Origin of the sequence: Lysobacter soli, assembly GCF_009755585.1 — a bacterium.
GTDB lineage: Bacteria > Pseudomonadota > Gammaproteobacteria > Xanthomonadales > Xanthomonadaceae > Lysobacter_J > Lysobacter_J soli.
On sequence record NZ_CP046603.1, the window covers coordinates 2,401,155 to 2,424,802 of the forward strand.

Here is a 23,648-nt window from a genome sequence, read left to right on the forward strand (position 1 = left end):
CGTGAAAGTTTGACCGTCCGATCACGCGGCAAGGTGTAGACACGCGTTTCACCCTGCGTGGACGGATCGCCCACATGGCGTTCGCGATGCGGATGGAGGCGGTTCCCCCACGCACCTTCGTGCAGGATTCGCCTGCACGTGCGCGACGCATCGTGGCAGGGGCCTGATCCCGTGAATCCCGCGATCCGGCAGTGGACCCGCCATGCCGCGATAGGCTTCGGCGTCGTGGCGCTGTGCTTCGGCACGTATGCGCTGTTCACCGAACCGGGCGTGTGGAAGCGCTTCTGGCTCGACATCGTCGAGCGGCCTTCGGGGCCGATGTCGTTCCGTTTCCTGCTGCAACCGGTCATGGCGATCATCGCCGCCTGGAAGGACGGCAAGAAGGACGCGGAGACGGGTCGCTCGCCCTACTTCTGGACCGTGATGACAGATCCGGTCCGCCGTCGCGCGCGCCTGCTCGAAGGGCTGGACGCGACGGGCAAGATTCTCGCGATGGGCCTGGTGATGGACCTCGCCTACCAGACCTTCGTGCTGAAGCATTTCTATCCGTGGGAGGCGATCGTCGTCGCGCTCCTGCTCGCCTTCGTTCCGTATCTGCTGCTGCGCGGCGGCTTCGCCCGCCTGATCGCCCGACGCAAGCCCCACTGACGAAAGCAGCACGAAGCACACGAACGACTGGAATCCTGACACGCACGCCGCACGACACCTTCCGTCACGGGCGCCACGCGTGCCCACCCCAGCCAGGAGGCTAAGCGCATGGCCAGCAAGCCGTTCAAGGGCGTCATCAAGCTCGACGTCCGCGATTCCAAACCCGACTGGACGCCATACACGTTGGCGAAGGCACCGAAGGGCGCACCGAACATCCTCATCGTGCTCTACGACGACACCGGTCAGGCGGCATGGGAGCCCTACGGCGGTCGCATCAACATGCCGACGTTGCAGAAGCTCGCCGACAACGGCCTGACGTACACGCAATGGCATACGACGGCGCTGTGCTCGCCGACGCGTTCGACCTTCCTCACCGGGCGCAACCACCACCTCAACGCCATGGCGTGCATCACCGAAGGCGCGCAGGGGTATCCCGGATGGAGCGGTCGCCTGCCGGCCGAATGCGCGACCATCGGGCAGGTGCTGCAGGAAAACGGCTTCAGCACGTTCTGGCTCGGCAAGGACCACAACGTGCCCGAGCAGGACATCGCGACCGGCGCGAGCCGTTCGGAATGGCCCGTGCAGAAAGGTTTCGACCGCTTCTACGGGTTCCTCGGCGGGGAGACCAACCAGTGGTATCCCGACCTGGCCGAGGACAACAAATTCATCGACCAGCCGTATTCGCCGGACGAGGGCTATCACCTCTCGCGCGACCTGGTCGACCAGGCGCTGCAGATGATCCGCGACCAGAAGGCGAGCAACCCGTCCAAACCGTGGTTCATGTGGCTGTGCCCGGGCGCGAACCATGCGCCGCACCACGCGCCGAAGGAATACATCGACAAGTACAAGGGCAAGTTCGACGACGGCTACGAGGCCTATCGCGAGTGGGTGATGGCGCGAATGATCGAGAAAGGCATGCTGCCCGAGGGCACGAAGCTCACGCCAATCAATCCCCTGCCCGACGACGTCGCCAATCCCGCCGACGCGGTGCGGCCGTGGGCCACGCTCAACGACGACGAGAAGCGGCTGTTCGCGCGCATGGCGGAGGTGTACGCCGGTTTCTCCGAATACACCGACGTGCAGGTCGGCCGCCTCATCGACTATCTGGAGGAAAGCGGCCAGCTCGACAACACGCTGGTGTTCTACTGCGCCGACAACGGCGCCTCGGGCGAAGGCAGCCCCAGCGGCTCGGTCAACGAGAACAAGTTCTTCAACAACTTCCCCGACGAACTGTCCGAGAACCTGAAGTACCTCGACGTCCTCGGCGGGCAGGAAACCTACAACCACTACCCGACCGGATGGGCGGTCGCATTTTCTACGCCGTACCAGATGTTCAAGCGCTACTCCGAGTATGCCGGCGGCACCGCGTGCCCGATGGTCATCCACTGGCCCAAGGGCATCAAGGCCAAGGGTGAAGTGCGCAACCAGTACCACCACTCGGTCGACATCGTGCCCACGATCCTCGAGGCCTGCGGCCTGGAAATGCCGAAGACGTATCGCGGCGTCGAGCAGTACCCGCTGTCGGGCGTCTCGATGAAGTACACCTTCGACGCGAAGCCCGATGCGCCGACGCAGAAGAAGCGCCAGTACTACTCGATGCTCGGCACGCGCGGCATCTGGGAAAACGGCTGGAAGGCCGCCGCGCTGCACGCGCCGCTCACCGGCAAGGGCCATTTCGACCAGGACCAGTGGGAGCTGTACCACGTCGACGAGGATCGCTCCGAATCGACGAACCTGGCCTCGCAACATCCCGACAAGCTGGACGCACTGATCAAGGCGTGGTTCGACGAAGCCGAGATCAACAAGGTCCTGCCGCTCGACGACCGCAGCGCCGCCGAAGTACTGGGCGTCGAACGCCCGACGGAGGAAGAACCGCGCGAGCGCTACATCTACTACCCCGGCACCTCGCCCGTGCCGGAGGGCGTCGCGGTCAACGTGCGCGGCCGCTCGTACAAGATCCTCGCCGACATCGAGGTCAAGGACAGCCAGTGCTCCGGCGTGATCTTCGCGCATGGTTCGCGCTTCGGCGGGCACAGCCTGTTCGTCAAGGACGGCAAGCTGCATTACGTCTACAACTTCCTCGGCATCAAGCCGGAGCAGAAGTTCGTGTCGAAGACGGTGCTGAAACCCGGCAAGTACACCGTCGGCATGGAGTTCACGCGCGAGAAGGCCGGTGAACACGGCGAATCCCTCGGCAGGACGAAGCTGTACGTGAACGACCAGGTGGAAGCCGAAGGCGACATGCGCACGCAGCTGGGCAAGTTCACGCTGTCCGGCGACGGCCTGTGCATCGGGCGCGACAGCGGCGATGCGGTGAGCGAGGACTACACCTCGCCCGGCGAGTTCACGGGTGGCGAGATCAAGTTCGTCGGCGTGACGGTCGAGAAGTCGCAGTACCTCGACCTGGAGAAGCTCGCGGCGGCGGCGTTCGCCGTCGACTGAGTGGCTTGACGGGCCAGGCGGCGCGGCGGATGGCCGCGCCGTCGATGTGCGTGGACTTCCGGGGAGGATCGCATGGAGTCGTTTTCGTCTTCGTTTCCGTATGCACCGCTGTGGGTGCTGGCGCTGGTCTTCTTCGCCAGCCTGATCCTGGCGCGCGAGCTCGGCGCGTTCGTGCGGGCGCGTCAGGGCCCGAGGGAAGCCGGCGAGTCCGAAGCATTCGCCATGACGTCGGTGCTGGGGCTGCTCGCGCTGCTGATCGGCTTCACCTTCTCCATCGCGCTCTCGCGTTACGAGGCGCGCAGGGAGCTTGTGGTGAAGGAAGCCAACGCGATCGGCACCACGTGGCTGCGCATGCAGATGCTCGACGACGTCGACCGCGCGCGCATGGAAGCGCAGCTGCGGCGATACGTCGATGCGCGGGTCGCGTTCGGGCAGGCGGCGACGGACGCCGAGGAACTCGCCCAGTACAGGCGTACCGAAGCGCTGCAGACGGAGCTGTGGACCGCGCTGATGTCGGTCATCGCGCCGTTCCGCGATTCACCGCGCGCCTCGCTGCTGGTGAGCACCGCGAATGAGTCCATCGACCTGGCGGCCGAGCGCTTCGCCACGCGCCAGGCGCATATCCCCAAACGCATCCTGCGCCTGCTCTGGCTGTTCGCGCTGCTCGCGGCGGCGATGGTCGGCTACGAGCGGGCGTCACATCGCAAATCGACGACGGTGCTCCTGATCCTCTTCACGCTGGCCGCCACGCTGGTGGTCGATCTCGACCGCCCCTCGACGGGAAAGATCAACGTGCCGCAACAACCGATGCTCGATCTGCGCGACTCGCTCGGCCCACCCTCGCCGGCGGCGCGCATCCCGCGCGTGTCGCCTGCCGGCTCGACTACACAGGAATGACCGCGCGGCCCGCGCCGTTACGTTGGAAACAGATGGCCTTGCGGTGATCGCATCACCGCCGACACCCTCACCTCTCGTGGAGATCGCCATGCACCGCTCGCCTTCCACCGTCCGTGCGTTGTTCGCCGTGGTCCTGCTTTCGTCGCTGGCGCTCGTCGAGGCCGCCGCCGATGTACGTCCCTACCCGTCCAGCTTCCGCGAACGCGAGATGGCCGTCACCGACGGCACGCAGCACGTCCGCATCGGGGGCAAAGGTCCGGCAGTGGTGCTGTTGCACGGCTTCGGCGACACCGGCGACATGTGGGAGCCGCTGGCATCCGTGCTGGTGAAGGACCACACCGTGATCGTGCCCGACCTCCGCGGCATGGGGCTGTCGTCGCATCCTGAAACCGGCTACGAGAAGGCCGCGCAGGCGCGCGATCTCGCCGCGATGCTCGACCAGCTCAAGGTGAAGAAGGTGCAGCTGGTGACGCACGACATCGGCAACATGGTCGGCTATGCGCTGGCCACGCACTATCCGGACCGCGTGACGTCCTGGGTCGTCATGGACGCGCCGCTACCGGGCATGGGCACGTGGGAAGCGCAGCTGGTGAACCCGCGCGTGTGGCATTTCAACTTTCGCGGGCCCGACGTCGAGCGTCTGGTCGCGGGACGCGAGCGCATCCTGCTGGACCGGTTCTACAACGACCTGGGCGGCGATCCTTCGCGCATCGACGAAGCCACGCGCCAGCACTACGCCGAACTCTATGCACGCCCCGGCGCGATCCACAACGCGTTCGGCGGGCAGTTCGAGGCGTTCTCGCGCGACGCCGAAGAGAACAAGGCGACCTTCGCGAAGACCGGCAAGCTCACCATCCCGGTGCTCGCGATCGGCGGCGACAAGTCCTACGGCGCGAACATGAAGACCGAACTGGAGTACGTCGCGACGAACGTCGACGGCGCCGTCATCCAGAACTCGGGCCACTGGATCATGGAAGAACAGCCGCAGCAGGCGCTGGACGTGATCCTGCCGTTCCTAGCCAGCCACTGAGCCCTCGCCCCGGCGTCCGGGGGTGGCGTCCGGGCGCTGTGCCCCACTCGGGTTCATTTCACGCCCGCATAACGCCGCTCGGCGCTTCTAGGCCGAGGAACCAAGGTCGGTCCCGCGAATGGACGCTGCAGTTCGACTGGCGTTGTCGTTGCTGCTGTCGGCCATCGCCATGGCCGGCGTTCGTGCGGCCGAACGGGATGCATCGCCGTCGTTCGATGCGCGCATGCAGCAGGGACGCGTCCTGCTTCGCGCCGGCGATCGCCACGCTGCGTTGCGCGAGTTCTCGCTCGCACTCCAGGAGCGCCCCGGCGATCGCGACGCGCGTCGCGCCGTCGCCGACGTGCTGATGGAACTGGGCGCGCCGCAGGCCGCGGCGCGTGTGCTCGGACCGGACGCCGACATCGGCGTGCGCAGCCGCATGGCCGCCGAAACCGTGCGATGGGGCGCGCAGGTGTCGCTCGATCCGGCGCGTGGCTTCGAGACCACCGATGCCGCGATCGCGACACTGGACGCACTGCTCGTCGAAGCGCGCGCGATGCCGGTGCGTGACGTTGGCCTCGAACGACGGCTTCAGGGCGACCTCGTCGTCGCATTGCGCGATCGCGAACGCTGGGCCGATGCGCTGGACATGGCCGAAGCGCTGCAGATGGGCGGCCCGCTGCCGCCTTACGTGCGACAGGCGCAAGCCGATGCGCTGCTCGCGTTGCGTCGGCCGGAAGACGCACTTGTCGCATATCGCGATGTACTGACGCAGGACGCGACGAACCGCGACGCACGCATCGGGCTGTTCTATGCGCAAATCGAGTCGGAGGATTTCGATGGAGCGTTCGCGACGATCGATGCGCTCGCGGCGAAGTCGACGCCGACCCGCCGATCCGGCATCTCGCAGCGCCCGAAACCCGATCCCGACTGGCTCGACACGCAGATCCTGTGGTCGCAATCGCGCCGCTACGGCGATATGCCCGACGAAGCGTGGCGCGTGCTGCATCCCATCGCGCAGCAGGCGCCGGCCGCGCCGCACCTGCGGCTGGAACAGGGCGAAATCGCGAGCGCGCGCGGCTGGCCGCGCCTCGCGCACGACGAGATCCGCATCGCGCAGAGCCTCGCACCGGACGACACCACCCTCGGCATCGCGCTGGCGGAGGCGCAATTCAACCGGCGTCAGTGGAGGGCGGCCGAAGCGCGGGTGCAGTCACTCGCGGCGATCCAACCCGAAAACACGCGACTGCAACGCCTGCAGGAGGAAATCGACGCCTACCACGGCGCGCAGCTGTCGGTGTCGATCCAGCCGCGTCGCGCGGATGGCGGTGGGTCGAACGCACCGGGCAGCGGACTGACCGCATCCGCGCGCGCCTACACGCCACCGCTGGGCGAACGCTGGCGCTTGCTCGCCGCGGCGGACCGTGAAGTCGACGAACCGGACGACGACCGGCTCACGCGCAACCGTTACGGCGCCGGCATCGAAGGGCGATGGCCCGACGTGACGTTCGAACTGGTCGCGTGGTCGAACCACGGCCTGCTGTCGCACGGCGGTGCCGACGCCAGCGTCGAATGGCAACCGGACGATCACTGGACGTTCGGCGCTGGCTACGAAGCGTTTTCCTCGGCCACGCCGCTGCGCGCCGTCGAAGCCGGGATTCGCGCCGATGCCGCGAGGGTCAGCGCGACGCATGCATGGAGCGAATCGGCCGTGACGTCGCTGTCGGCGAGCACGCTGGATTTCACGGACGGCAACCGCCGCTGGGAGGGTACGCTCGATTTTGCAGGCGTCGCGTTCGAACGGCCGGGCCTGGAGCTCGTGCTGCGCCCGGCGGTGTACGCGTCGAAGAACTCGCTGCGCGACGCGCCGTATTTCAATCCCGAGCGCGACCGTTCGGTGTCGCTCACGGCCGACCTGCGCCATCGCCTGTGGCGCCGGTATGAGCGCAGCCTGGGGCAGCGGCTGATCGCGACGATCGGCGACTACTGGCAATCCGGTTACGGGCACGATGCCGTCGGCAGCATCGAGTACGGACAGGTCTACCGGCACGATCCGCGCACCGAATGGCAGTACGGCGTGGCGTGCGGCTGGCAGGCCTACGACGGCGACATGGAGCGCTCGGTGAGCCTCTACGTGCGCCTGGACCAGAGGTTCTGACGATGAAGCGCTTCGGCTACTGCATCGCATCCCTGTTCGTCTTCGTCGCGATGCTCGCGGGCAGCGCGCTGCATGCGGCCGAACCCCGCAACGGCGACGGAACTGCGTTCGTGGCCATCACGCTCCACGACGTGGTGGACACGCCCGCCCAGCTGGACGAAGACAGCATCACGAGCGACCGCTTCGTCGCGTTGCTGGAATGGCTCACCGGCAACGGCTGGACGGCGGTGTCGCTGGACGATATCGATCGCGCCCGGCGCGGCATTGCGCCGTTGCCGCCGAAGGCGGTGCTCATCACCGTCGACGACGGACTCGCCAGCGCCTACACGCGCGTGTATCCGCTGGCGCTGGCATACCGCGTGCCCGTCGTCGTGGCGCTGGTCGGCGCGTGGATGGACGTTCCTGCGAACGGCACGGTTCGCTACGGCGAACGCACCCTGCCCCGTTCGGCATTCATCAGCTGGACACAGGCGCGCGAAATGCAGGCATCGGGCTGGGTGGAATTCGCCTCGCACAGCGATGCGCTGCACACCGTGGTGCGCGCCAATCCGCAAGGCAACCTCCTGCCGGCCGGGCAGAACCGCATCTTCTCCGACGGCGCTTACGAGGGCGACGACGCGTTCCGCGCACGCATCCGCGCCGACCTGTTGCGCGCGCGGGAGCGGATGCGCGTGGAACTGGGTCGCGAGCCGCGCGCGCTCGTATGGCCGTATGGGCGCTACAACGAGGAGACGCTTGCGATCGCGAAGGACATCGGCTTCGCCTTCGCCATGACGCTGGAACCCGGGCCGGCCGACGCGATGCGGCCGTTCGCGATCGAACGATTCCTCCCCACGGGCGACCCGGATCTGTCGACGTGGGTGTCGAACCTGCGGCTGCACGACCCGTGGCCCTCCGCGCGCCGCGTCGTCGCGATCGATCCCGCGCAGCTGGCCGGCGGCGACGCCACGGAGACCGATGCCCGACTCGGTCGTGCGATCGAACGCCTCGTCGCGCTGGGCGCCACGCACGCGATGCTCGACGCGGGTACGGTGTCGGCGGACGGGCGGCTGGAATCCACATGGTTCCCCAATGCCCACCTGCCAGTGCGCGCCGACGTCCTGGGGCGATTCGCGGCGCAGATGCGTGCGCGCGCCGGCGTGGACGTCATCGTCCGCCTGCCGCATGCGGCCGTGCTGCGGAGCGTTGGCGATCCGCAGCGTGCAGTCGCGCTGTATCGCGACCTCGCCGTGCACGTGCCGTTCGAAGGGCTGGTGCTGGAAGACGTGGCTTCGCTCGGCAACGCGATCGCGCGGGCGGACGAGTCTCCATGGGACGTCGCTCGGCGGCGCGAGGCCGAACGCTTCACCGGCTGGCCGGACGCCGATGCGACGGCGATGCGTGCATTCCTCGCGGCAGAACGCATGCGACCGGGCCTGCAGGCGTACTGGCTGGCGCCGGAAGGTCACGGTTTTGATCGTCCTTCATCGCTGGCCGAAGTGACGCTGGTTCCGCGAACGCCCGACGCACGCTCTGACGATGCGGCACCGCCTCCCGCGTTCGCGCGACGGGTCGGCCTCTTCCTTCGCAAGCCCGACGCATCGACGCGCCCGACGCACGATCTCGCGCTATCGGCACGCGCGTTCCAGATCAACGGCGGCACGGTGATCGCGTGGGGCCCTGACGATGCGCTTGCAGCGCCCGCGGACGCGCGGGCAATCGCGCCCGTCGTCTCCGCGCGGCGCTTCCCACCCGTGCAGGATCGCGTGCCATGAACGAATTCACGCTCGAACTCGTGCTCGCAGCGCTCTGTTTCGGCTATCCCTATGTGATGGCGTGGTACTGGATCGTCGGCGGCGTGATGTTCCAGGTGCTGCGCGAACGACGCGAGCCGCCGTTCGACCAGCCGCCGACGCTTGCGGACTATCCGCCGGTGTCGGTGCTGGTGCCCTGCTACAACGAGTCGCGCCAGGTGGACGAAACCATTGCGGCGCTGGCCCGCTTGGCCTATCCCGACTTCGAGATCGTCGCCATCGACGACGGTTCGAGCGACGACACCGCCGAACGGCTTGTCCGGCTCGCGGCGCTGTATCCACGCCTGCGCGTGGTGCGCATGGCGAGCAACGGTGGAAAGGCGACGGCGATGAATTTCGGCGCACTGGCCGCGCGGCATGAACTCGTCGCCTGCATCGACGGCGACACGCTGATGGACCCGCATGCGCTCACCTGGTTCGTGCGACGGTTCCAGAACGATCCACTCATCGGTGGCCTCACCGGCAATCCGCGCATCCGCAACCGCACCAGCGTGATCGGTCGCCTGCAGGTCGGCGAGTTCTCCAGCATCGTGGGCCTGATCAAACGCGCGCAGAGCGTGTACGGAACGCTGTTCACCGCATCGGGTGCGATCTGCGCGTTCCGCAAGCGGGCGCTGCACGATGTCGGCGGCTGGTCGCCGCACACCATCACCGACGACGTGGACATCAGCTGGCGGTTGCAGATGTCGGGATGGCGGATGGCGTTCGAGCCGAAGGCGATGGCGTGGATCCTCACGCCGGAAACCGTGCGCGGACTGTGGCATCAGCGGCTGCGGTGGAGCGAGGGCGGCACCGACGTCGCGCTGCGCGCGATTCCCGCTCTGTTCCGCAGGCGCGGCCTGCGCATGTGGCCGATCTGGCTGAACTGGTTCGTCTCGATGCTGTGGGCGTATTCGATGCTCGCCATGCTGGTGATCTGGTGGATGGGCGGACTGCGACTGGGCCACTTCCTGACGCTGGAAGGATTCGGCTTCTTCCCGGGACAGGCCGGGATGGTGCTGGCGTTCCATTACCTTCTGCAGGCGATGGTCGCGGCGAGCCTGGATCGCGGCTACGAGCACGGGATCATGCGCACGCTGTTCTGGGTGGTGTGGTACCCGATCGTCTTCTGGCTGCTGCAGGCGACGACGGCCGTGGTCGGCCTGCCCCGCGCGGTCTTCCGGCGCGGTCCGCGCGGGCGTTGGATCAGTCCCGACCGGGGATTCCGCGAATGAGATGGCCTCCCCTCATCGATGCCGGCCACCTGCCGCGGTGGGTCGTGGTCCGCGACACGGTGGCGACGCTGTTCGCGTGGGGCGTGCTGCTCTACGTGATCCGCGACCTGCCATGGATGGCCGCGTACTACGCACTGCGCGTGCTCGGCGTCGACGTGCCTCCGCCATGGCCGCCGGGCGAGATGGTGCGCGACACGCTGCCCTTCCTGAAGGTGGTCGCCCTGCTCGTGCTGTGGCTGGTGACGTTTGCCGTCGCGCGATGGCATGCGTTGACCAATCGCGAGAACGCGGCGAGCCAGCCCGAAGCACTCGAACCGGCGCAGCAGGCCGAGGCGTTCGGCGTTTCTGTCGATGTGCTCCGCCGCCTGCAGGCGTCCTCGTCGTGCACGGTGCACGGAGTCGATTCGCAATCGGGGCGAGGCGGGCCGAACGTGTACGTGACCGAAGAATCCGTTGCGCGTAGCGCCAGCGTGCGTGCGGACCGGGATACCACGCCCGGCGGATATCCCGCACCGTGAACGTCCGCCGGCCCTAACGGTCGAGCACGCCGCCGTCGCGCAGCAACGCCATCGCCTGCGTGCGCGATCGCACACCGAGTTTTCCGAAGATGCGTGTCAACGTGTTTCGCACCGTCTTGTCGCTGATGAACAGCGAGGCCGCGATCTCGGCATTGGTGCAACCGGCGACCAGGCGCTGGACGATCATGCGCTCCCGCTCGGTCAGCGCCGCAAGGCGGTCTGTCGCTTCGCCTCCGAGGAACTGCAGCGTCTCCTCGCGAAAACGCGTCCACGCGGGTTCGCTTTCCAGCAGGACGTGGTTGCGCGACTCCAGTTCGATGAAGCGCGCACCGGGAATGTTCGCCGCGAGCAGCCGGCCTTCTTCCAGCGGCACCACGCCGTCCTGGCGGCTGTGCAGCACCAGCGTCGGCACCGTCACCTGCGGCAGCAGGTCGGTGACGTTGATGTGCGCGCGGGCCTCCAGCAGCGCGCCCGCTGCCTCGGCGGTGGTCGTGGTGCGCGCGAGTTCGTTGAACCACTGCACCTGCGCATCGGTGGCGTCGGGAATGAAGCGCGCGGTGAACACCTGCCGAAACACGGGGTTCTGGTCGTTCCAGCCGCCACGCGCGATGTCGACGATGGCTCGGTACATGCGCGCGGCTTCCGGGTTGTCGCGCTCGTACGCGCCACGCGCGTAGCCGCCGTACAGCAGCAGCTTCGAAACGCGGTGCGGGTATTTCACTGCATACGCGAGGCAGGCTGCCGCGCCCTGCGAAATGCCCATCAAGGCGAACGGTTCGTCGAGGCCGGCCGCATCGACCACGCTTTCCAGGTCGCCCAGCCAGTTCAGCAGCGACAGGCCGCGTGGATCGCCGCCGGTCATGCCGCAGCCGCGCTCGTCGTAGCGGATGAAATGGAAGTGGCTGCCGAAGAAACGCGTCCAGTGCTGCCAGATCGGGCTTTCGAGGTCGTACTCGAGGTGGCTGAGCCAGTTGGCGGCCTTCACCAGCGTGACGCCCGACCCCATCGACGACCACGCGATGCGCGTGCCCTCGGGGCTGGTGAGGTAACGGATCGACTGCTTCATGGTCGAGGCCTTCGTCGTGCCCGCCGCCAGTCTAGTCGGGACAAACCTCACCCGGTAGCGCCCGCGCCGGGCAAACGGCGGGACGTCCGTCCCCTGTGGCCGCGCCGCGCGCAGGAGGATGCTGCGGGCACTTTCCCCCACGGCTTTCGAGGCTGTCATGAAGCGATGGTTGATCCTGCTCTACGGCGTGGCGTGCTACGCGGTGTTCTTCGCGACGTTCCTGTACGCGATCGGCTTCGTCGGCGGTTTCGGGGTGCCGAAGTCCATGGACTCGCCGCGCGATACGAGCCTGCCGATCGCACTGGCGATAAACCTGAGCCTGCTCGCACTCTTCGCGCTGCAGCACAGCGTGATGGCGCGGCCGGTGTTCAAGCGCGCATGGACGCGCGTGATTCCAGAAGCCGCCGAACGCAGCACCTACACGTTGCTGTCGAGCGTCGCGCTGATCGTGCTGTTCTGGCAGTGGCGTCCGCTCGGCGGCATCGTGTGGCACGTCGAGAACGAGGCCGGCCGCGTCCTGCTGTACGCCGCCTTCGCGTTCGGCTGGGCACTGGTGCTGGTGTCGACGTTCCTGATCAATCATTTCGACCTGTTCGGCCTGCGCCAGGTCTGGCTGCAGTTCCGCGGCCGCCCGTATCGTCCACTGCCCTTCAAGACGCCCGGCCCCTACCGGATCGTGCGCCATCCGTTGTATGTCGGCTGGTTCTTCGCGTTCTGGGCGACGCCGACGATGACGGTGACGCACCTGGTGTTCGCACTGATGACGACGGCCTACATCCTCATCGCCATCCGCCTGGAGGAACGCGACCTGCTCGATGCACTGCCGGAGTACGCGCAATACCGTCGCGAGGTTCCGATGCTGGTGCCGCGTGCTTCGCGTACTTCGCGCGGCGTCGCGACGCGCCATGTCGGCACCACGGCGCAGTGACCGTAGCGGGCCGACCCTGTGCGGAGCTCCGCTATCGGGATTTCGCGGCGGGAGCGGCGTCAAAGCACCGCCCTGGCGCTCCCGGGATAGTCCGTGCTCAATGCCATCGTTTCGCCGGCGTCCACCTCGGCCTGTAGCAGCGCGAGCTTCGCCTGGATGCGCCGCTGGGCATCGCTGCCGAGCACCACCCAATGCCTGTCGGGCTGTGAGGCGACGACCTCGTAGATCGCCTCCGCCGCGCGTGCGGGATCGCCGGGGAACATGTCCGGGGTCAGCGTTCCCATGAGATCGCGGAAGGCGCCGGACGTGGCCGCGTACGCGGTGATGGATTCGCCCGAGAACTTCGTCCTCTGTTCGATGCCCGTGCGGAACGAACCGGGTTCGACGAGGAACGCGCGCAGGCCCAGCGGCTCGAGCTCCTGCCACAACGCTTCGGTCAACCCTTCCAGCGCGAACTTGCTCGATGAGTAGTAGCCGTTTGCCGGCAGGCTCGACAGTCCATCCATCGACGACATGTTGACGATCGTTCCTTTTCCCCGTGCGCGCATGCCCGGCAAGACGAGGCGGATCATCTCCACCGGGCCGAAGAAGTTGACTTCGAACTGCGCGCGGTAGTCCTCCTCGCGCTGTTCCTCGATGGCACCAAGGAAGTCGATGCCGGCATTGTTGACGAGTACGTCGATGCGACCGAAATGCGCCAGCGCCTGGTCGACGGCTGCGGCGCGTTGCGCGCGATCGGTCACGTCCGTCGCGACGGCAAGCGCGCGCGCCGGAAACGCGGAGACCAGATCGCGGAGGCGTTCGACGCCGCGCGCCGCCAGCACGGCGCGGTCGCCACGCGCCAGGACGGCCTCCGCGAGGGCGCGGCCAAGGCCGCTCGAGGCACCGGTGATGAACCAGATGCGCGCATCGCTTCGCCCGCTTTCCTCGACGGGCACAGCGGCTTCAGCGACGTGATCGGGTTGCCGGCGCATGGGGTCTCTCCGATGGGTTGATGACGCGGTGACATCGCTCAGGGCACGCAGAAACCGGCGCCCACGGAAGCGGCGAGGTTCGATCAGAGCGAAGCCCGCAACGGCCGGAATGCCGCACGCAGCTCGCTGACGAACAGCCGGGGCTGTTCCCACGCGGCGAAGTGCCCGCCCCTGTCCACTTCGTTGAAGTAGTACAGCGTCCGATAGGCCTGCGTCGCCCAACTGCGCGGCGCGCGGTAGATCTCGCCGGGGAACACCGTGATGGCGACCGGGATGCGGATGTCGGCGGTCTTCTGCGCCAGGGCGCTGAAGTTGTTGTTGTGGTTTTCCCAGTAGAAGCGCGCCGCGGAGACGGCGGTGCCCGTCAACCAGTAGAGGCTGATGTCGTCGAGCATCTCGTCGCGCGTCAGCACGCGCTCGGGAACGCCATCGCTGTCGGTCCACTGGACGAACTTGTCGTACATCCAGCCCGCGAGCCCGGCCGGCGAATCGTTCAGCGCGTAGCCGACGGTCTGCGGCCGCGTGACCATCATCGCGCCGTACGCTGCGTTCTTCGAAAAGAACGCATTCAGCGCTTCGAACGCGGCCTGCTCCGTCGCACTCAATCCGGCCGGCGCGGGATCGCCGGCGTTGATCGCGTGGATCACGTCCGGCGGCACCGTGGCCGGCATGTTGAGATGGATGCCGAGCAGTCCCGATGGCGCCTGTCGCGCCATCGTGTCGGAGATGACCGAACCATGGTCGCCGCCCTGCGACACGTAGCGCGCGTACCCCAGCCGCTTCATGAGCACGTCCCATGCACGGCCGATGCGATCCGGGCCCCACCCCGCTTCGCGCGGGCGCTCGGAGAATCCATAGCCGGGGATGGACGGAATCACGACGTGGAATGCGTCCGCTGCCTTCCCGCCGTGCGCGGTGGGATCGGTCAGTGGGCCGATGGCCTTCAGGAATTCCAGTACCGAACCGGGCCAACCGTGCGTGAGGATCAACGGCATCGCGTCCTCATGCCGGGAACGCACGTGGATGAAGTGAACGTCGAGTCCGTCCAGCTTCGTCATGAACTGCGGCAATGCATTGAGCTTGCGTTCCGCCTCGCGCCAGTCGTAACCGGTAGCCCAGTAGGACACCAGCGCCTGCAGTCGCGCCAGCTGCAGCCCCTGCGATTCGTCGCCGACGGTTTCGCGATCCGGCCAACGCGTCGCTGCCGCCCGCCGGCGCATGTCCAGCACGTCGGATTCGGGAACGTGGATGCGGAAGGGCCGGATCGCAGCGTCGCCGGCGGTTGCCGCCAGCGCAGCGCCCGGCAGCAGGCTCCACGCGCCGGCTGCGGCAAGGGTCCGCGCCGCGTTGCCGAGGAAGCGGCGCCGTTCGCCGTCGAAGGGCTCGCGGCCCGGGATGGAATGCTCGATGGAGGTCATGGGAGGTTCCGTTCGATTCGTGGAGGTGCGCGCCGCTGTAGGCTCAACGCGGAGCGCGCGTGGTCTCGAACAGGTACCAGCTGCGGTTCTCGGCCTCGTCGATCCAGGTTTCGAGCAGGCTCGTCGTCGCGACGTCGCCATACGGCTCGCACACCGAATGCGTGGAGCGCAGGAAGGACGCGAGCCGGCAGTTGTCGTCGGCGAGTTCGGCCAGCATGTCCTGGGGAGTGACGTACTCGGCGTCGTTGTCGAGCAGCCGCTGCAGGCGGTGGACATGCCCGATCGAACGCAGCGTCGTACCGCCGACCTCCCGTGCACGCTCGGCGATGGCGTCGGTCGTGGCGAAGATCTCGCCGGCCTGCTCGTCCAGCATCAGGTGGTAGTCGCGGAAATGCGGCCCGGACATGTGCCAGTGGAAGTTCCTGGTCTTCATGTACAGCGCCAGCATGTCGGCCAGCAGCGTGGTGAGTGCGGCAGCGATGTCGAGTCCAGCCTGGGCGCGCAGGTCGGTGCGGGTGTGCAGCGGTGCGGACTGCCGCGTCTTGACGGGAAGCATGTTCACGGTCGATCTCCTTCCTGGATGGGCCGCTAGGGCCGATGGCCGCAGACTAGGCAGGCACGCGCGCGCCGTGTATCGGACGATCGTGTCGCCGCCTCATACTTTGGTTTGCATCGGCGCGATGCAGGCGCGGCGCGACGCCGCGTCGATGCTACTGTTCACCGCGCCGAGCACCGCACCGGAGCCGTCCGTGGCCGCCCTTCCCCGCCTGCAGTCCCATCCGCCCACCGCGCGTGCCGCCGTGCGCGCCCGGACGCGCGAACGCGTCAGCCCGTGGCTGCTGCGCACGTCGGCGGCCGCGCTCATGCTGGGCATCTTCCTGCTCGACACGCTCACCACGCTGGAAGGCGCGGTCGCGGTGCTTTACGTCGTCGCGGTGCTGCTGGTGGCCGGCACGCATCGCCGTGGCGACATCGCGATGGCCGCGACCGGATCCGTGCTGCTGACGATCATCGCCTACGCGCAATCGCACGGCATGGAGCACGTGGGCTCGCAGACCGTGCGCGCGTTCGTGAGCCTGTCGGCCATCGGCATCGCGGCCCTGCTGGCACTTCAGAACCAGAGCGCGGTGCGCACGCTGTCGGCGCAGGCGACGCTGCTGGACGTCTCGCACGACATGATCTTCGTGCGCGACATCGCCGGAACGATCACCTTCTGGAACGCGACCGCCGAAAGCGTCTACGGATTCCCCTCGGTGCAGGCGCTGGGCCGCCGTGCGGACGAACTGCTCGGCACGCGCTATCCCGATCGTCGCGAGAACGTCGAGGCGCAACTGCTCGCCACCGGGCGCTGGGAAGGCGTGCTCGAACAGGTCACGCGCCATGGAAACACGCTCGTGCTCGACAGCCGCTGGGTGCTGCAGCGCGACGACAAGGGGCGTCCTGTCGGCGTGCTCGAAACGCACACCGACATCACCGAACGCAAGGCCGCATACGCGGCCCTGGTGCGCAGCGAGCAGCGCTTCCGCCGGATGTTCGACGAGAGCCGCATCGGCGTGCTGCAGCAGGACTGGAGCGCGGTGCGCGCCGAACTGGACGCACGCGGCCTGCGCGATGCCGATGCGCTGGCGCACCACATCGCCGGGCATCCCGAGTTCGTCGGCCATGCCCGGCGGCTGGCGCGCATCGAGGAGGTGAACCCCGCCTTCGCGATGATGTTCGCCGACAGCGAGTCGATGACGGCACCGGCGTCCGTGCAGGACATCATCGGCGATGCCGACCGCACCTTCGCCGCCGCCTTGCTGGCCTTCGCGCGCGGCGATGCGTTCCACGAGGGCGAAACCGAGATCGTCCGCCGCGGTGGCGATCGGGTGCCGGTGCTGTTCACCATCACCTTCCCGTCCGCCGGGGACGCCGACGCGAGCGTGCTGGTGTTCGTGGTCGACAACACCGAACGCCAGCGCGCACAGGACGCGTTGCTGCTCGCGCAGACCGAACTGGCGCATGCCTCGCGCGTGTCGACGCTGGGCGAGCTGACAGCGTCGATCGCGCACGAGGTCAACCAGCCGCTGATGAGCGTGGTCACCTACGGCGAGGCCGGCATGCGCTGGCTGCGCCGCGACCCGCCGGACCTGCACGAAGTGGACACCGCGATCTCGCGGATCGTGTCCGAAGGCCGTCGCGCGGGCGAAATCGTGCAGCGCATCCGCGCGTTCCTCGGCAAGGCAACGGCCGGGCACGAAACGCTCGACATCGGCCACGTCATCGAGGAAGCGACGCGGCTGGTCCAGCACGAACTGGCGCGTGGCGCCGTGGAGCTGCACCTGGAACTCGAACCGCACCTGCCGGCGGTCCGCGGCGACCGGGTCCAGCTGCAGCAGGTGCTGGTGAACCTGATGGTCAACGCAAGCCAGGCGATGACGGGACAGGCGGGTCGCCGGCGGCTGTCGGTGGTCGCGGCGGCAACGGTCGACAGCCGCATCGACATCGCCGTCGCCGACACCGGCCCGGGCATCGCGGCCGAACACCTGGAGCGCCTGTTCGATCCCTTCTTCACCACGCGCCCGGAAGGCATGGGCATGGGGCTGGCGATCTGCCGCACCATCGTCGAATCGCACGGCGGTCGGCTCGGCGTCGAAAGCACGCCCGGCGACGGCGCGACGTTCCGGCTTTCGCTCTCCACCGCGACGGAGACTTCCGCATGAACACGTCCCTGGATCCGCCGGCGAATCCGCGCGGTGCCGCGCCCGTTGCCCCGCTGGTCGTCATCGTCGATGACGAAGCTGCGGTGCGCGACGCGCTGGACAGCCTGTTCCGCTCCATCGGCCTGCGTACGCTGCTGTTCGCCTCGCCCGCCGCACTCCTGCAGGCGAGCGTGCCCGACACGCCGGGCTGCCTGATCCTCGACGTGCGGCTGCCGGGCATCAGCGGCCTGGACCTGCAGGAACAACTGGCGCGCCATGGCATCGCGCTGCCCATCGTGTTCATGACCGGACATGGCGACATTCCGATGTCGGTGCGCGCGATGAAGGCCGGGGCGGTGGACTTCCTCCCCAAGCCTTTCCGCGACCAGGACATGCTCGACGCGGTGGCCGGCGCGATCGAACGCGACGCGCAGCGACGCGCGGACAACGCGGCGCTGGACGAGGTTCGCGCGCGCTACGCGACGCTGACGCCGCGCGAGCGCGAGGTGATGGCGCACGTCGCTTCGGGCCTGATGAACAAGCAGGTCGCCGGCCTGCTCGAACTGAGCGAGATCACGGTGAAGATCCATCGCGGCAACGTCATGCGGAAGATGGGCGTGCGCACGCTGGCGGACCTGGTGCGCCAGGCCGAAGCGCTGGCGCTGGGCGCATGACGCGCGGACGGACATACGTCCGTATGATTTCGCACCGCGACGTGCAGGCGTAACGTTCGCATGCCGCCACCCGATGCGCGATTCTGCGCACGGCGGCACGAAGGGCCTTGATGAAGCACGCATCCATGATCGCGATCCTTGACGACGACGAAGGCGTCAGGACGTCGCTCTCCAGCCTTGTGCGATCGCTCGGCCACGACGTCTGCACGTATGCGTCGGCGGCAGCGTTCCTCGCCAATGCCGATGCAGGCGATCCCGACTGCCTCATCACCGACGTGCAGATGCCGGGCATGAGCGGCGCGCAGTTGCTGGAAGCACTGGCCATGGCGGGACGGCGGTTTCCGGTGATCGTCATGACCGCGTTCCCGTCCGACGCCACGCGCCAACGCGTGCTCGCCGCGGGTGCCCTCGCCTACCTGATCAAGCCGGTCGAGGGCCCCACCGTGGCGCGCTGCATCGACGCGGCGCTGACCCGGGGCGAACGCCACGACCATACGTAGGTAGGATTCCGCCGCGCTGGTGCACGCCGTAGTTTCCCCGTGTGTCCACCCCACGGAGAAACCCGCAATGAGCTTCATCACCACCGACGACGGCACCCGCATCTTCTACAAAGACTGGGGTCCGAAGAACGCACAGCCCATCGTCTTCCATCACGGCTGGCCGCTATCGAGCGACGACTGGGACGCGCAAATGCTGTTCTTCCTCGCGCAGGGTTATCGCGTGATCGCCCACGACCGCCGCGGCCATGGGCGCTCCAGCCAGGTCAGCGACGGCCACGACATGGATCAGTACGCCGCCGATGCCGCGGCCGTCGCGGAGCACCTGGACCTGCGCAACGCCGTGCACATCGGCCATTCCACCGGCGGCGGCGAAGTCGCGCGCTACGTTGCCCGCCACGGCGCAGGCCGCGTCGCGAAGGCGGTGCTGATCGGCGCCGTCCCGCCGATCATGCTGAAGACCGACGCGAATCCGGGCGGGCTTCCGATCGAGGTGTTCGACGGCATCCGCGCCGCAGTTGCCGCCAATCGCGCGCAGTTCTTCCGCGATTTCCCCGCCGGCCCGTTCTACGGCTTCAACCGCGACGGCGCGAAGGTCGACGCGGGCGTGATCGACAACTGGTGGCGCCAGGGGATGTCCGGCAGCGCGAAGGCGCATTACGAGGGCATCAAGGCGTTCTCCGAAACCGACTTCACGCAGGACCTGCAGGCGATGGACGTGCCGACGCTGGTGCTCCATGGCGACGACGACCAGGTCGTGCCGATCGCCGATTCGGCGCTGCTGACCATCAAGCTGCTCAGGCACGGCACGCTGAAGGTGTATCCGGGCTACCCGCACGGCATGTGCACCACGCACGCGGACGTGATCAACGCGGACCTGCTGGCGTTCGTGCGCGGCTGATCGCATCGGCGTCGCATTGCTGGGTTCGGAGGCGGCAACCGCGCTGGTTGCCGCCTTCTCGTGTCAGACGCGGGACGCAGCGCATGCCTGCACGAGTCGTGCGGTTCGTGGAATGAAAAAAGCCCCGGGCACAAGGCCCGGGGCAACGTGGGAAGCGAAGCGTGGGGGGTTACTTCGCTTCCGCAGCGCGCTCGATCTGCCGTGCCACGACGTCCGGGTGCGACACCATCACCACGTGCGAGGCGCCGGCGACGACCTCGGTCTTTTGCGACTTCGCCCGTTCGGCCATGAACGCCAGGGCTTTCGGCGGGATGTTCAGGTCCTTGTCGCCGTAGACGAACCACGACGGAATGCTCGTCCACGTCGGGCTGCCGGATTTCTCGTTGAGCGCGGCCTCGGTGATGGGCCGCTGCGTGGCGGCCATCAGCGCGGCATCGGCCTTCGGCACGTCCGCCGCGAACTGCTGGTGGAACTTGTCCTGCCGGATGTACAGGTCGTTGCCGCCCGTCGCCAGCTTGACCGGCGGCGCGATGGCCGGGCCGAGCGTGCTGCCAGGGAATTTCCCCGACAGTCCGGCGGCGGTCTCGCCCGCATCGGGCGCGAATGCGGCGACATAGACGAGCGCCTTCACGTTCGACTTGTCGCGCGCGGCCTCGGTGATGACGCTGCCGCCGTAGGAGTGCCCGACCAGCACGACCGGCCCGGCGAGACTGGTCACGACGTCGCCGACGTACGCGCCGTCGCTGGCAACGCCACGCAGCGGGTTGGCCACGGCGACGACCGGGTAGCCATCCTTTTCGAGGATGCGGATGACGCCGTTCCAGCTGGATGCATCGGCAAAGGCGCCATGCACCAGCACGACGGTCGGTTTGGCGGCCTGCGCCGATGCGTCCGTGGCGAACGCGGCGGCGCCGAGCGCCATCGCAAGCAGAAGGTGTTTCATGTTCGTCTCCTTTCGTGGGGTGAGGGGTCAGGCGGGAAAGTCGGTGGACGCGCTGAGCTCGCGCCACCGGGCCAATTCGTCCAAACGTGCATGTTCGACGCGTTCGATGACCGAAACCGCATCGCTGCCCAGCGCCAATCGCAACGGCGGTGCGTCCATTGCGGCGACCTGAAGGATCGCGCGCGCCGCACGCGCGGGATCGCCCGGCTGCCGGCCGTCGTACTCGCGCTGCATGCGCGCCGCCTTGCCGACGACGGCGTCGTACTCGGCGCGCCCTTCGGCCAGCGACGTCGACGCGCCGGCGAAGTCCGTGCGGAAGCCGCCCGGCTCGATGATGGTCACGCGTACGCCGATCAGGGCCATCTCCTGCGCGAGCACTTCCGAGAACCCCTCGACGCCCCATTTCGCGGCCGAGTAAGGCGCGCGCCCGGGCGCACCGACGCGACCGCCGACGGACGAGAACTGGATGAAGTGACCGCTGCGTTGCTCGCGCATGAGCGCTATCGCGGCCTTGGTCATGATGATCGTGCCGAACAGGTTGGTTTCGATCTGGTGGCGGAATTCGTCGAGCGGGGTGTCCTCGACGGAGTTCACGTTGCCGTAGCCGGCGTTGTTCACCAGCACGTCGAGGCCACCGAATGCTTCGACGGCCTGCCGGACGGCGGCGTCGGCCGCGACGGGATCGGTCACATCCAGCGCCACCGCGCGCACGGCGTCGCCGTAACGCGCGACCACGTCGTTCAGCTGCGTCGGATCGCGCGCGGTGGCGATCACGCGATGTCCGGCTTCCAGCGCGGCCTCCACGAGTGCGCGGCCCAGGCCGCGGGAACTGCCGGTGATCAGCCATCGTTGCGTCATGTCGTCTCTCCTGGCGGTTGCGCTCACGGTGCGAGCCGCGTGAACACGTAGTCGCGACCCCGCACGCGCGCCTGGTGGCAGGCGAAACAGGTTCGATGCTGCGCTTCGTCGGTCGGCACGCCGGCGACGAAGCGGCCAAAACCCCATCCACCGCTTGCGGCGTACCGCTTCGAATCCTTCACCATGACCTGCACGGTCGTGGCCGCGCCGGGAATCGTCGCCGATGCGAAATCCGGCGACTGCACTTCCTTCCAGGCGAGCTTCACCAGCACGCTGCCATCGGGAAATGGCAGCGAGCCCTGGCGATACGCGCGCACGGCGATGTCGTTGCCGAGCACCACACGCAGTTCATCGAACGGCGCGGCTTCGCGCGCGGGTGCGATGAGCTCCCATCCGCGGTAACCGTCGGGCACGGTGACGCCGTAGATCGGCGAAGCGGGCCTGGCGGCCTTCGCATCATCGGCGGCGGTGATCGCGATCAAGCCGAGCACCACCAGCGCGATGGGAAGTGCGACCCATCTGGTCTTCATGGTCGTCGTCTCCGCGGGTCAGAGCCGGTCCGCGTCGACGATCGCCTGGGCGAACGCGTGCGGATCTTCCTGCGGCAGGTTGTGGCCGATGCCGCCGGTGATCAGGCGGTGCTCGTACTTCCCGGTGAAACGTTTGGCGTAGGCTTCCGGCGGCGGATGCGGCGCGCCATTGGCATCGCCTTCCATGGTGATGGTGGGCACGCCGATCGACGGGCTCTGCGCGAGGCGGCTTTCGAGCGCGTCGTACCGCGATTCGCCCTGCGCAAGGCCAAGTCGCCAGCGGTAGTTGTGGATCACGATGTCGACGTGGTCGTCGTTGGCGAACGAGGCCGCGCTGCGGTCGAACGTGGCATCGTCGAAGTTCCACTTCGGCGAGGCGAGCTTCCAGATGAGCCTGGCGAAGTCGTGGCGGTTCCTGTCGTAGCCGGCGCGACCGCGTTCGGTGGCGAAGTAGAACTGGTACCACCATTGCAGCTCCGCTTCCGGCGGCAATGGCGCCTGCCCGGCGGCCTGGCTGCCGATGAGATAACCGCTGACGGCGACCAGGGCTTTCACGCGTTCGGGCCAGAGCGCGGCGACGATGTCGGCCGAACGCGCGCCCCAGTCGAAACCGCCCAGCACCGCGGTGCGGATGCGCAGTGCGTCCATGAACTGCACGACGTCCTCGGCCAGCGCCGAGGGCTGTCCGTTGCGCAGCGTGTCGCCGGAGACGAAGCGCGTGCCGCCATATCCGCGCAGGAACGGCACCAGCACGCGGTAACCCAGCTTCGCCAGCATCGGCGTCACTTCCACATAGCTGTGGATGTCGTACGGCCACCCGTGCAGCAGGATCACCACGGGGCCATTGGCGGGACCTGCTTCGGCGTACTCGATGTCGAGCACCCCGGCACGGACCGTCTTCAGCGGTGCGAACGCGGTTGCCTGCACGCGTCGTGCGAGCGGCGTTGCCAGCGACGATGGCGCGGCATGCGCGCTGCGTACCAGCCCGAGCGGTGCGGCCGCGACGCCCAGCGCCGCGGTGGCGAGCATCTTGCGGCGGAGCGGATCAAACGGTGCGGCGGCGAGCTTGTCCATGGTGATCTCCGTGTCGTGGGATGCGCGAACATCGGACACGACGCGTCAAGGCGTCCCGTCCGGCGTGGCGCCGTCAGCGCTGGTGTGTGAACAGCTTCACTGGCCCGTGTATCCCGGATGTGTCCGGGCAGGCCGCCCTTCGTATCGAAATGTTCGAAGGGCCGATCGCCGGTCGATGCGCGAGTCCAGCGGTCATCGCCATCTAATCAGCCGCACGCCCGCCACGCGATAACACGTTGGTATGGACCCATACGCATGTATGCCGTCGCGATTCGCGCGTACGCCCGATATGTATCCCGATGTAGCCAGGCGACGCCGGGATGCAGTGGCTGACAATCGCGCCCCGCTTCGACATGGGCCGGATACATGCGGGCCCTCCAATGCGTGCACCCGGCGGGTCGTCCGCCGGCCCACCCTGAGGATCC

Annotated in this window: 21 protein-coding genes; 13 read left to right on the forward strand and 8 right to left on the reverse strand. The window is 67.8% G+C overall.

Annotated features, from left to right (window positions below; translation table 11 throughout):
* Positions 1 to 171: 171 nt before the first annotated feature.
* From GOY17_RS18800 to GOY17_RS10870, 8 genes are all read left to right on the forward strand, one after another.
* A complete protein-coding gene (locus GOY17_RS18800; protein WP_198173657.1) occupies positions 172 to 648 on the forward strand; it encodes a hypothetical protein in 477 nt (158 codons plus the stop codon).
* Positions 649 to 756: 108 nt separating this feature from the next.
* Complete coding sequence (locus GOY17_RS10840; protein WP_157030412.1) at positions 757 to 3,090, forward strand: arylsulfatase; 2,334 nt, start codon at positions 757 to 759, stop codon at positions 3,088 to 3,090.
* A gap of 72 nt (positions 3,091 to 3,162) precedes the next feature.
* Positions 3,163 to 3,987, forward strand: coding sequence for a bestrophin-like domain (locus GOY17_RS10845; RefSeq protein WP_157030413.1), 825 nt, complete (start codon positions 3,163 to 3,165; stop codon positions 3,985 to 3,987).
* An 88-nt stretch (positions 3,988 to 4,075) separates the two neighbouring features.
* Complete coding sequence (locus GOY17_RS10850; protein ID WP_157030414.1) at positions 4,076 to 5,017, forward strand: alpha/beta fold hydrolase; 942 nt, start codon at positions 4,076 to 4,078, stop codon at positions 5,015 to 5,017.
* A gap of 118 nt (positions 5,018 to 5,135) precedes the next feature.
* Entirely contained in the window at positions 5,136 to 7,154 is a 2,019-nt protein-coding gene (gene pgaA, locus GOY17_RS10855) for a poly-beta-1,6 N-acetyl-D-glucosamine export porin PgaA (RefSeq protein ID WP_157030415.1), read from the forward strand.
* A gap of 2 nt (positions 7,155 to 7,156) precedes the next feature.
* Positions 7,157 to 8,908 carry a poly-beta-1,6-N-acetyl-D-glucosamine N-deacetylase PgaB gene (pgaB, locus tag GOY17_RS10860; RefSeq protein ID WP_198173658.1) on the forward strand — a complete coding sequence of 584 codons (1,752 nt, stop codon included), beginning with the start codon at positions 7,157 to 7,159 and terminating at the stop codon, positions 8,906 to 8,908.
* Positions 8,905 to 10,161 (forward strand): poly-beta-1,6-N-acetyl-D-glucosamine synthase, encoded by a 1,257-nt coding sequence (gene pgaC, locus GOY17_RS10865; protein WP_157030417.1) that lies wholly within the window; start codon positions 8,905 to 8,907, stop codon positions 10,159 to 10,161. Before pgaB ends, pgaC begins: the two co-directional genes overlap by 4 nt.
* Entirely contained in the window at positions 10,158 to 10,679 is a 522-nt protein-coding gene (locus GOY17_RS10870; RefSeq protein WP_157030418.1) for a hypothetical protein, read from the forward strand. Before pgaC ends, GOY17_RS10870 begins: the two co-directional genes overlap by 4 nt.
* Positions 10,680 to 10,692: 13 nt before the next feature.
* Here GOY17_RS10870 and GOY17_RS19055 read toward each other — a convergent pair whose 3' ends face one another.
* A complete protein-coding gene (locus GOY17_RS19055; protein ID WP_198173659.1) occupies positions 10,693 to 11,745 on the reverse strand; it encodes an alpha/beta fold hydrolase in 1,053 nt (350 codons plus the stop codon).
* 157 nt (positions 11,746 to 11,902) lie between these two features.
* On the opposite strand from GOY17_RS19055, the gene mddA reads away from it, so the two are divergent.
* Entirely contained in the window at positions 11,903 to 12,673 is a 771-nt protein-coding gene (gene mddA / locus GOY17_RS10880; protein WP_157030419.1) for a methanethiol S-methyltransferase, read from the forward strand.
* A gap of 59 nt (positions 12,674 to 12,732) precedes the next feature.
* On the opposite strand, the gene GOY17_RS10885 is transcribed toward mddA, so the two are convergent.
* The 3 genes from GOY17_RS10885 to GOY17_RS10895 are packed head-to-tail and all read right to left on the reverse strand — an operon-like array spanning position 12,733 to position 15,621.
* Positions 12,733 to 13,800, reverse strand: a complete 1,068-nt coding sequence (locus GOY17_RS10885) for an SDR family NAD(P)-dependent oxidoreductase (RefSeq protein ID WP_198173660.1) — start codon at positions 13,798 to 13,800, stop codon at positions 12,733 to 12,735.
* The gene (locus tag GOY17_RS10890; RefSeq protein ID WP_157030420.1) at positions 13,731 to 15,065 is read right to left on the reverse strand and encodes an alpha/beta fold hydrolase; all 1,335 of its coding nucleotides are present in this window, start codon (positions 15,063 to 15,065) and stop codon (positions 13,731 to 13,733) included. The genes GOY17_RS10885 and GOY17_RS10890 overlap by 70 nt, the downstream gene beginning before the upstream one ends.
* Positions 15,066 to 15,108: 43 nt before the next feature.
* The gene (locus GOY17_RS10895; protein ID WP_157031694.1) at positions 15,109 to 15,621 is read right to left on the reverse strand and encodes a Dps family protein; all 513 of its coding nucleotides are present in this window, start codon (positions 15,619 to 15,621) and stop codon (positions 15,109 to 15,111) included.
* 193 nt (positions 15,622 to 15,814) lie between these two features.
* Between GOY17_RS10895 and GOY17_RS10900 the strand changes: the two genes are divergently transcribed.
* From GOY17_RS10900 to GOY17_RS10915, 4 genes are all read left to right on the forward strand, one after another.
* Complete coding sequence (locus GOY17_RS10900) at positions 15,815 to 17,767, forward strand: PAS domain-containing sensor histidine kinase (protein WP_198173661.1); 1,953 nt, start codon at positions 15,815 to 15,817, stop codon at positions 17,765 to 17,767.
* Positions 17,764 to 18,420, forward strand: coding sequence for a response regulator transcription factor (locus GOY17_RS10905; RefSeq protein ID WP_157030421.1), 657 nt, complete (start codon positions 17,764 to 17,766; stop codon positions 18,418 to 18,420). Before GOY17_RS10900 ends, GOY17_RS10905 begins: the two co-directional genes overlap by 4 nt.
* A gap of 110 nt (positions 18,421 to 18,530) precedes the next feature.
* Positions 18,531 to 18,920 (forward strand): response regulator transcription factor, encoded by a 390-nt coding sequence (locus GOY17_RS10910; protein ID WP_157030422.1) that lies wholly within the window; start codon positions 18,531 to 18,533, stop codon positions 18,918 to 18,920.
* A 67-nt stretch (positions 18,921 to 18,987) separates the two neighbouring features.
* The gene (locus tag GOY17_RS10915; RefSeq protein ID WP_157030423.1) at positions 18,988 to 19,818 is read left to right on the forward strand and encodes an alpha/beta fold hydrolase; all 831 of its coding nucleotides are present in this window, start codon (positions 18,988 to 18,990) and stop codon (positions 19,816 to 19,818) included.
* A 169-nt stretch (positions 19,819 to 19,987) separates the two neighbouring features.
* On the opposite strand, the gene GOY17_RS10920 is transcribed toward GOY17_RS10915, so the two are convergent.
* From GOY17_RS10920 to GOY17_RS10935, 4 genes are read right to left on the reverse strand one after another with little or no spacing between them, the layout of a single operon-like run.
* Positions 19,988 to 20,761 carry an alpha/beta fold hydrolase gene (locus tag GOY17_RS10920; RefSeq protein WP_157030424.1) on the reverse strand — a complete coding sequence of 258 codons (774 nt, stop codon included), beginning with the start codon at positions 20,759 to 20,761 and terminating at the stop codon, positions 19,988 to 19,990.
* A gap of 27 nt (positions 20,762 to 20,788) precedes the next feature.
* Positions 20,789 to 21,619, reverse strand: coding sequence for an oxidoreductase (locus tag GOY17_RS10925; RefSeq protein WP_157030425.1), 831 nt, complete (start codon positions 21,617 to 21,619; stop codon positions 20,789 to 20,791).
* 23 nt (positions 21,620 to 21,642) lie between these two features.
* A complete protein-coding gene (locus GOY17_RS10930; RefSeq protein WP_157030426.1) occupies positions 21,643 to 22,149 on the reverse strand; it encodes a cytochrome P460 family protein in 507 nt (168 codons plus the stop codon).
* Positions 22,150 to 22,167: 18 nt separating this feature from the next.
* On the reverse strand, positions 22,168 to 23,223 hold the full coding sequence (locus GOY17_RS10935) for an alpha/beta hydrolase (protein ID WP_232338407.1): 1,056 nt from the start codon (positions 23,221 to 23,223) through the stop codon (positions 22,168 to 22,170).
* Between the last annotated feature and the right edge of the window lie 425 nt (positions 23,224 to 23,648).

What these genes read in the sequence shown, in the direction of transcription:
- GOY17_RS10930 (WP_157030426.1), bottom strand. Translation starts at nt 22,149, where the DNA reads ATGAAGACCAGATGGGTCGCACTTCCCATCGCGCTGGTGGTGCTCGGC.
- GOY17_RS19055 (WP_198173659.1), bottom strand. Translation starts at nt 11,745, where the DNA reads ATGAAGCAGTCGATCCGTTACCTCACCAGCCCCGAGGGCACGCGCATC.
- GOY17_RS10910 (WP_157030422.1), top strand. Translation starts at nt 18,531, where the DNA reads ATGAAGCACGCATCCATGATCGCGATCCTTGACGACGACGAAGGCGTC.
- GOY17_RS10905 (WP_157030421.1), top strand. Translation starts at nt 17,764, where the DNA reads ATGAACACGTCCCTGGATCCGCCGGCGAATCCGCGCGGTGCCGCGCCC.
- GOY17_RS10915 (WP_157030423.1), top strand. Translation starts at nt 18,988, where the DNA reads ATGAGCTTCATCACCACCGACGACGGCACCCGCATCTTCTACAAAGAC.
- GOY17_RS10840 (WP_157030412.1), top strand. Translation starts at nt 757, where the DNA reads ATGGCCAGCAAGCCGTTCAAGGGCGTCATCAAGCTCGACGTCCGCGAT.
- GOY17_RS10925 (WP_157030425.1), bottom strand. Translation starts at nt 21,619, where the DNA reads ATGACGCAACGATGGCTGATCACCGGCAGTTCCCGCGGCCTGGGCCGC.
- pgaC (WP_157030417.1), top strand. Translation starts at nt 8,905, where the DNA reads ATGAACGAATTCACGCTCGAACTCGTGCTCGCAGCGCTCTGTTTCGGC.
- pgaB (WP_198173658.1), top strand. Translation starts at nt 7,157, where the DNA reads ATGAAGCGCTTCGGCTACTGCATCGCATCCCTGTTCGTCTTCGTCGCG.
- pgaA (WP_157030415.1), top strand. Translation starts at nt 5,136, where the DNA reads ATGGACGCTGCAGTTCGACTGGCGTTGTCGTTGCTGCTGTCGGCCATC.
- mddA (WP_157030419.1), top strand. Translation starts at nt 11,903, where the DNA reads ATGAAGCGATGGTTGATCCTGCTCTACGGCGTGGCGTGCTACGCGGTG.
- GOY17_RS10920 (WP_157030424.1), bottom strand. Translation starts at nt 20,761, where the DNA reads ATGAAACACCTTCTGCTTGCGATGGCGCTCGGCGCCGCCGCGTTCGCC.
- GOY17_RS10845 (WP_157030413.1), top strand. Translation starts at nt 3,163, where the DNA reads ATGGAGTCGTTTTCGTCTTCGTTTCCGTATGCACCGCTGTGGGTGCTG.
- GOY17_RS10895 (WP_157031694.1), bottom strand. Translation starts at nt 15,621, where the DNA reads ATGCTTCCCGTCAAGACGCGGCAGTCCGCACCGCTGCACACCCGCACC.
- GOY17_RS10870 (WP_157030418.1), top strand. Translation starts at nt 10,158, where the DNA reads ATGAGATGGCCTCCCCTCATCGATGCCGGCCACCTGCCGCGGTGGGTC.
- GOY17_RS10850 (WP_157030414.1), top strand. Translation starts at nt 4,076, where the DNA reads ATGCACCGCTCGCCTTCCACCGTCCGTGCGTTGTTCGCCGTGGTCCTG.
- GOY17_RS10935 (WP_232338407.1), bottom strand. Translation starts at nt 23,223, where the DNA reads ATGGACAAGCTCGCCGCCGCACCGTTTGATCCGCTCCGCCGCAAGATG.
- GOY17_RS10890 (WP_157030420.1), bottom strand. Translation starts at nt 15,065, where the DNA reads ATGACCTCCATCGAGCATTCCATCCCGGGCCGCGAGCCCTTCGACGGC.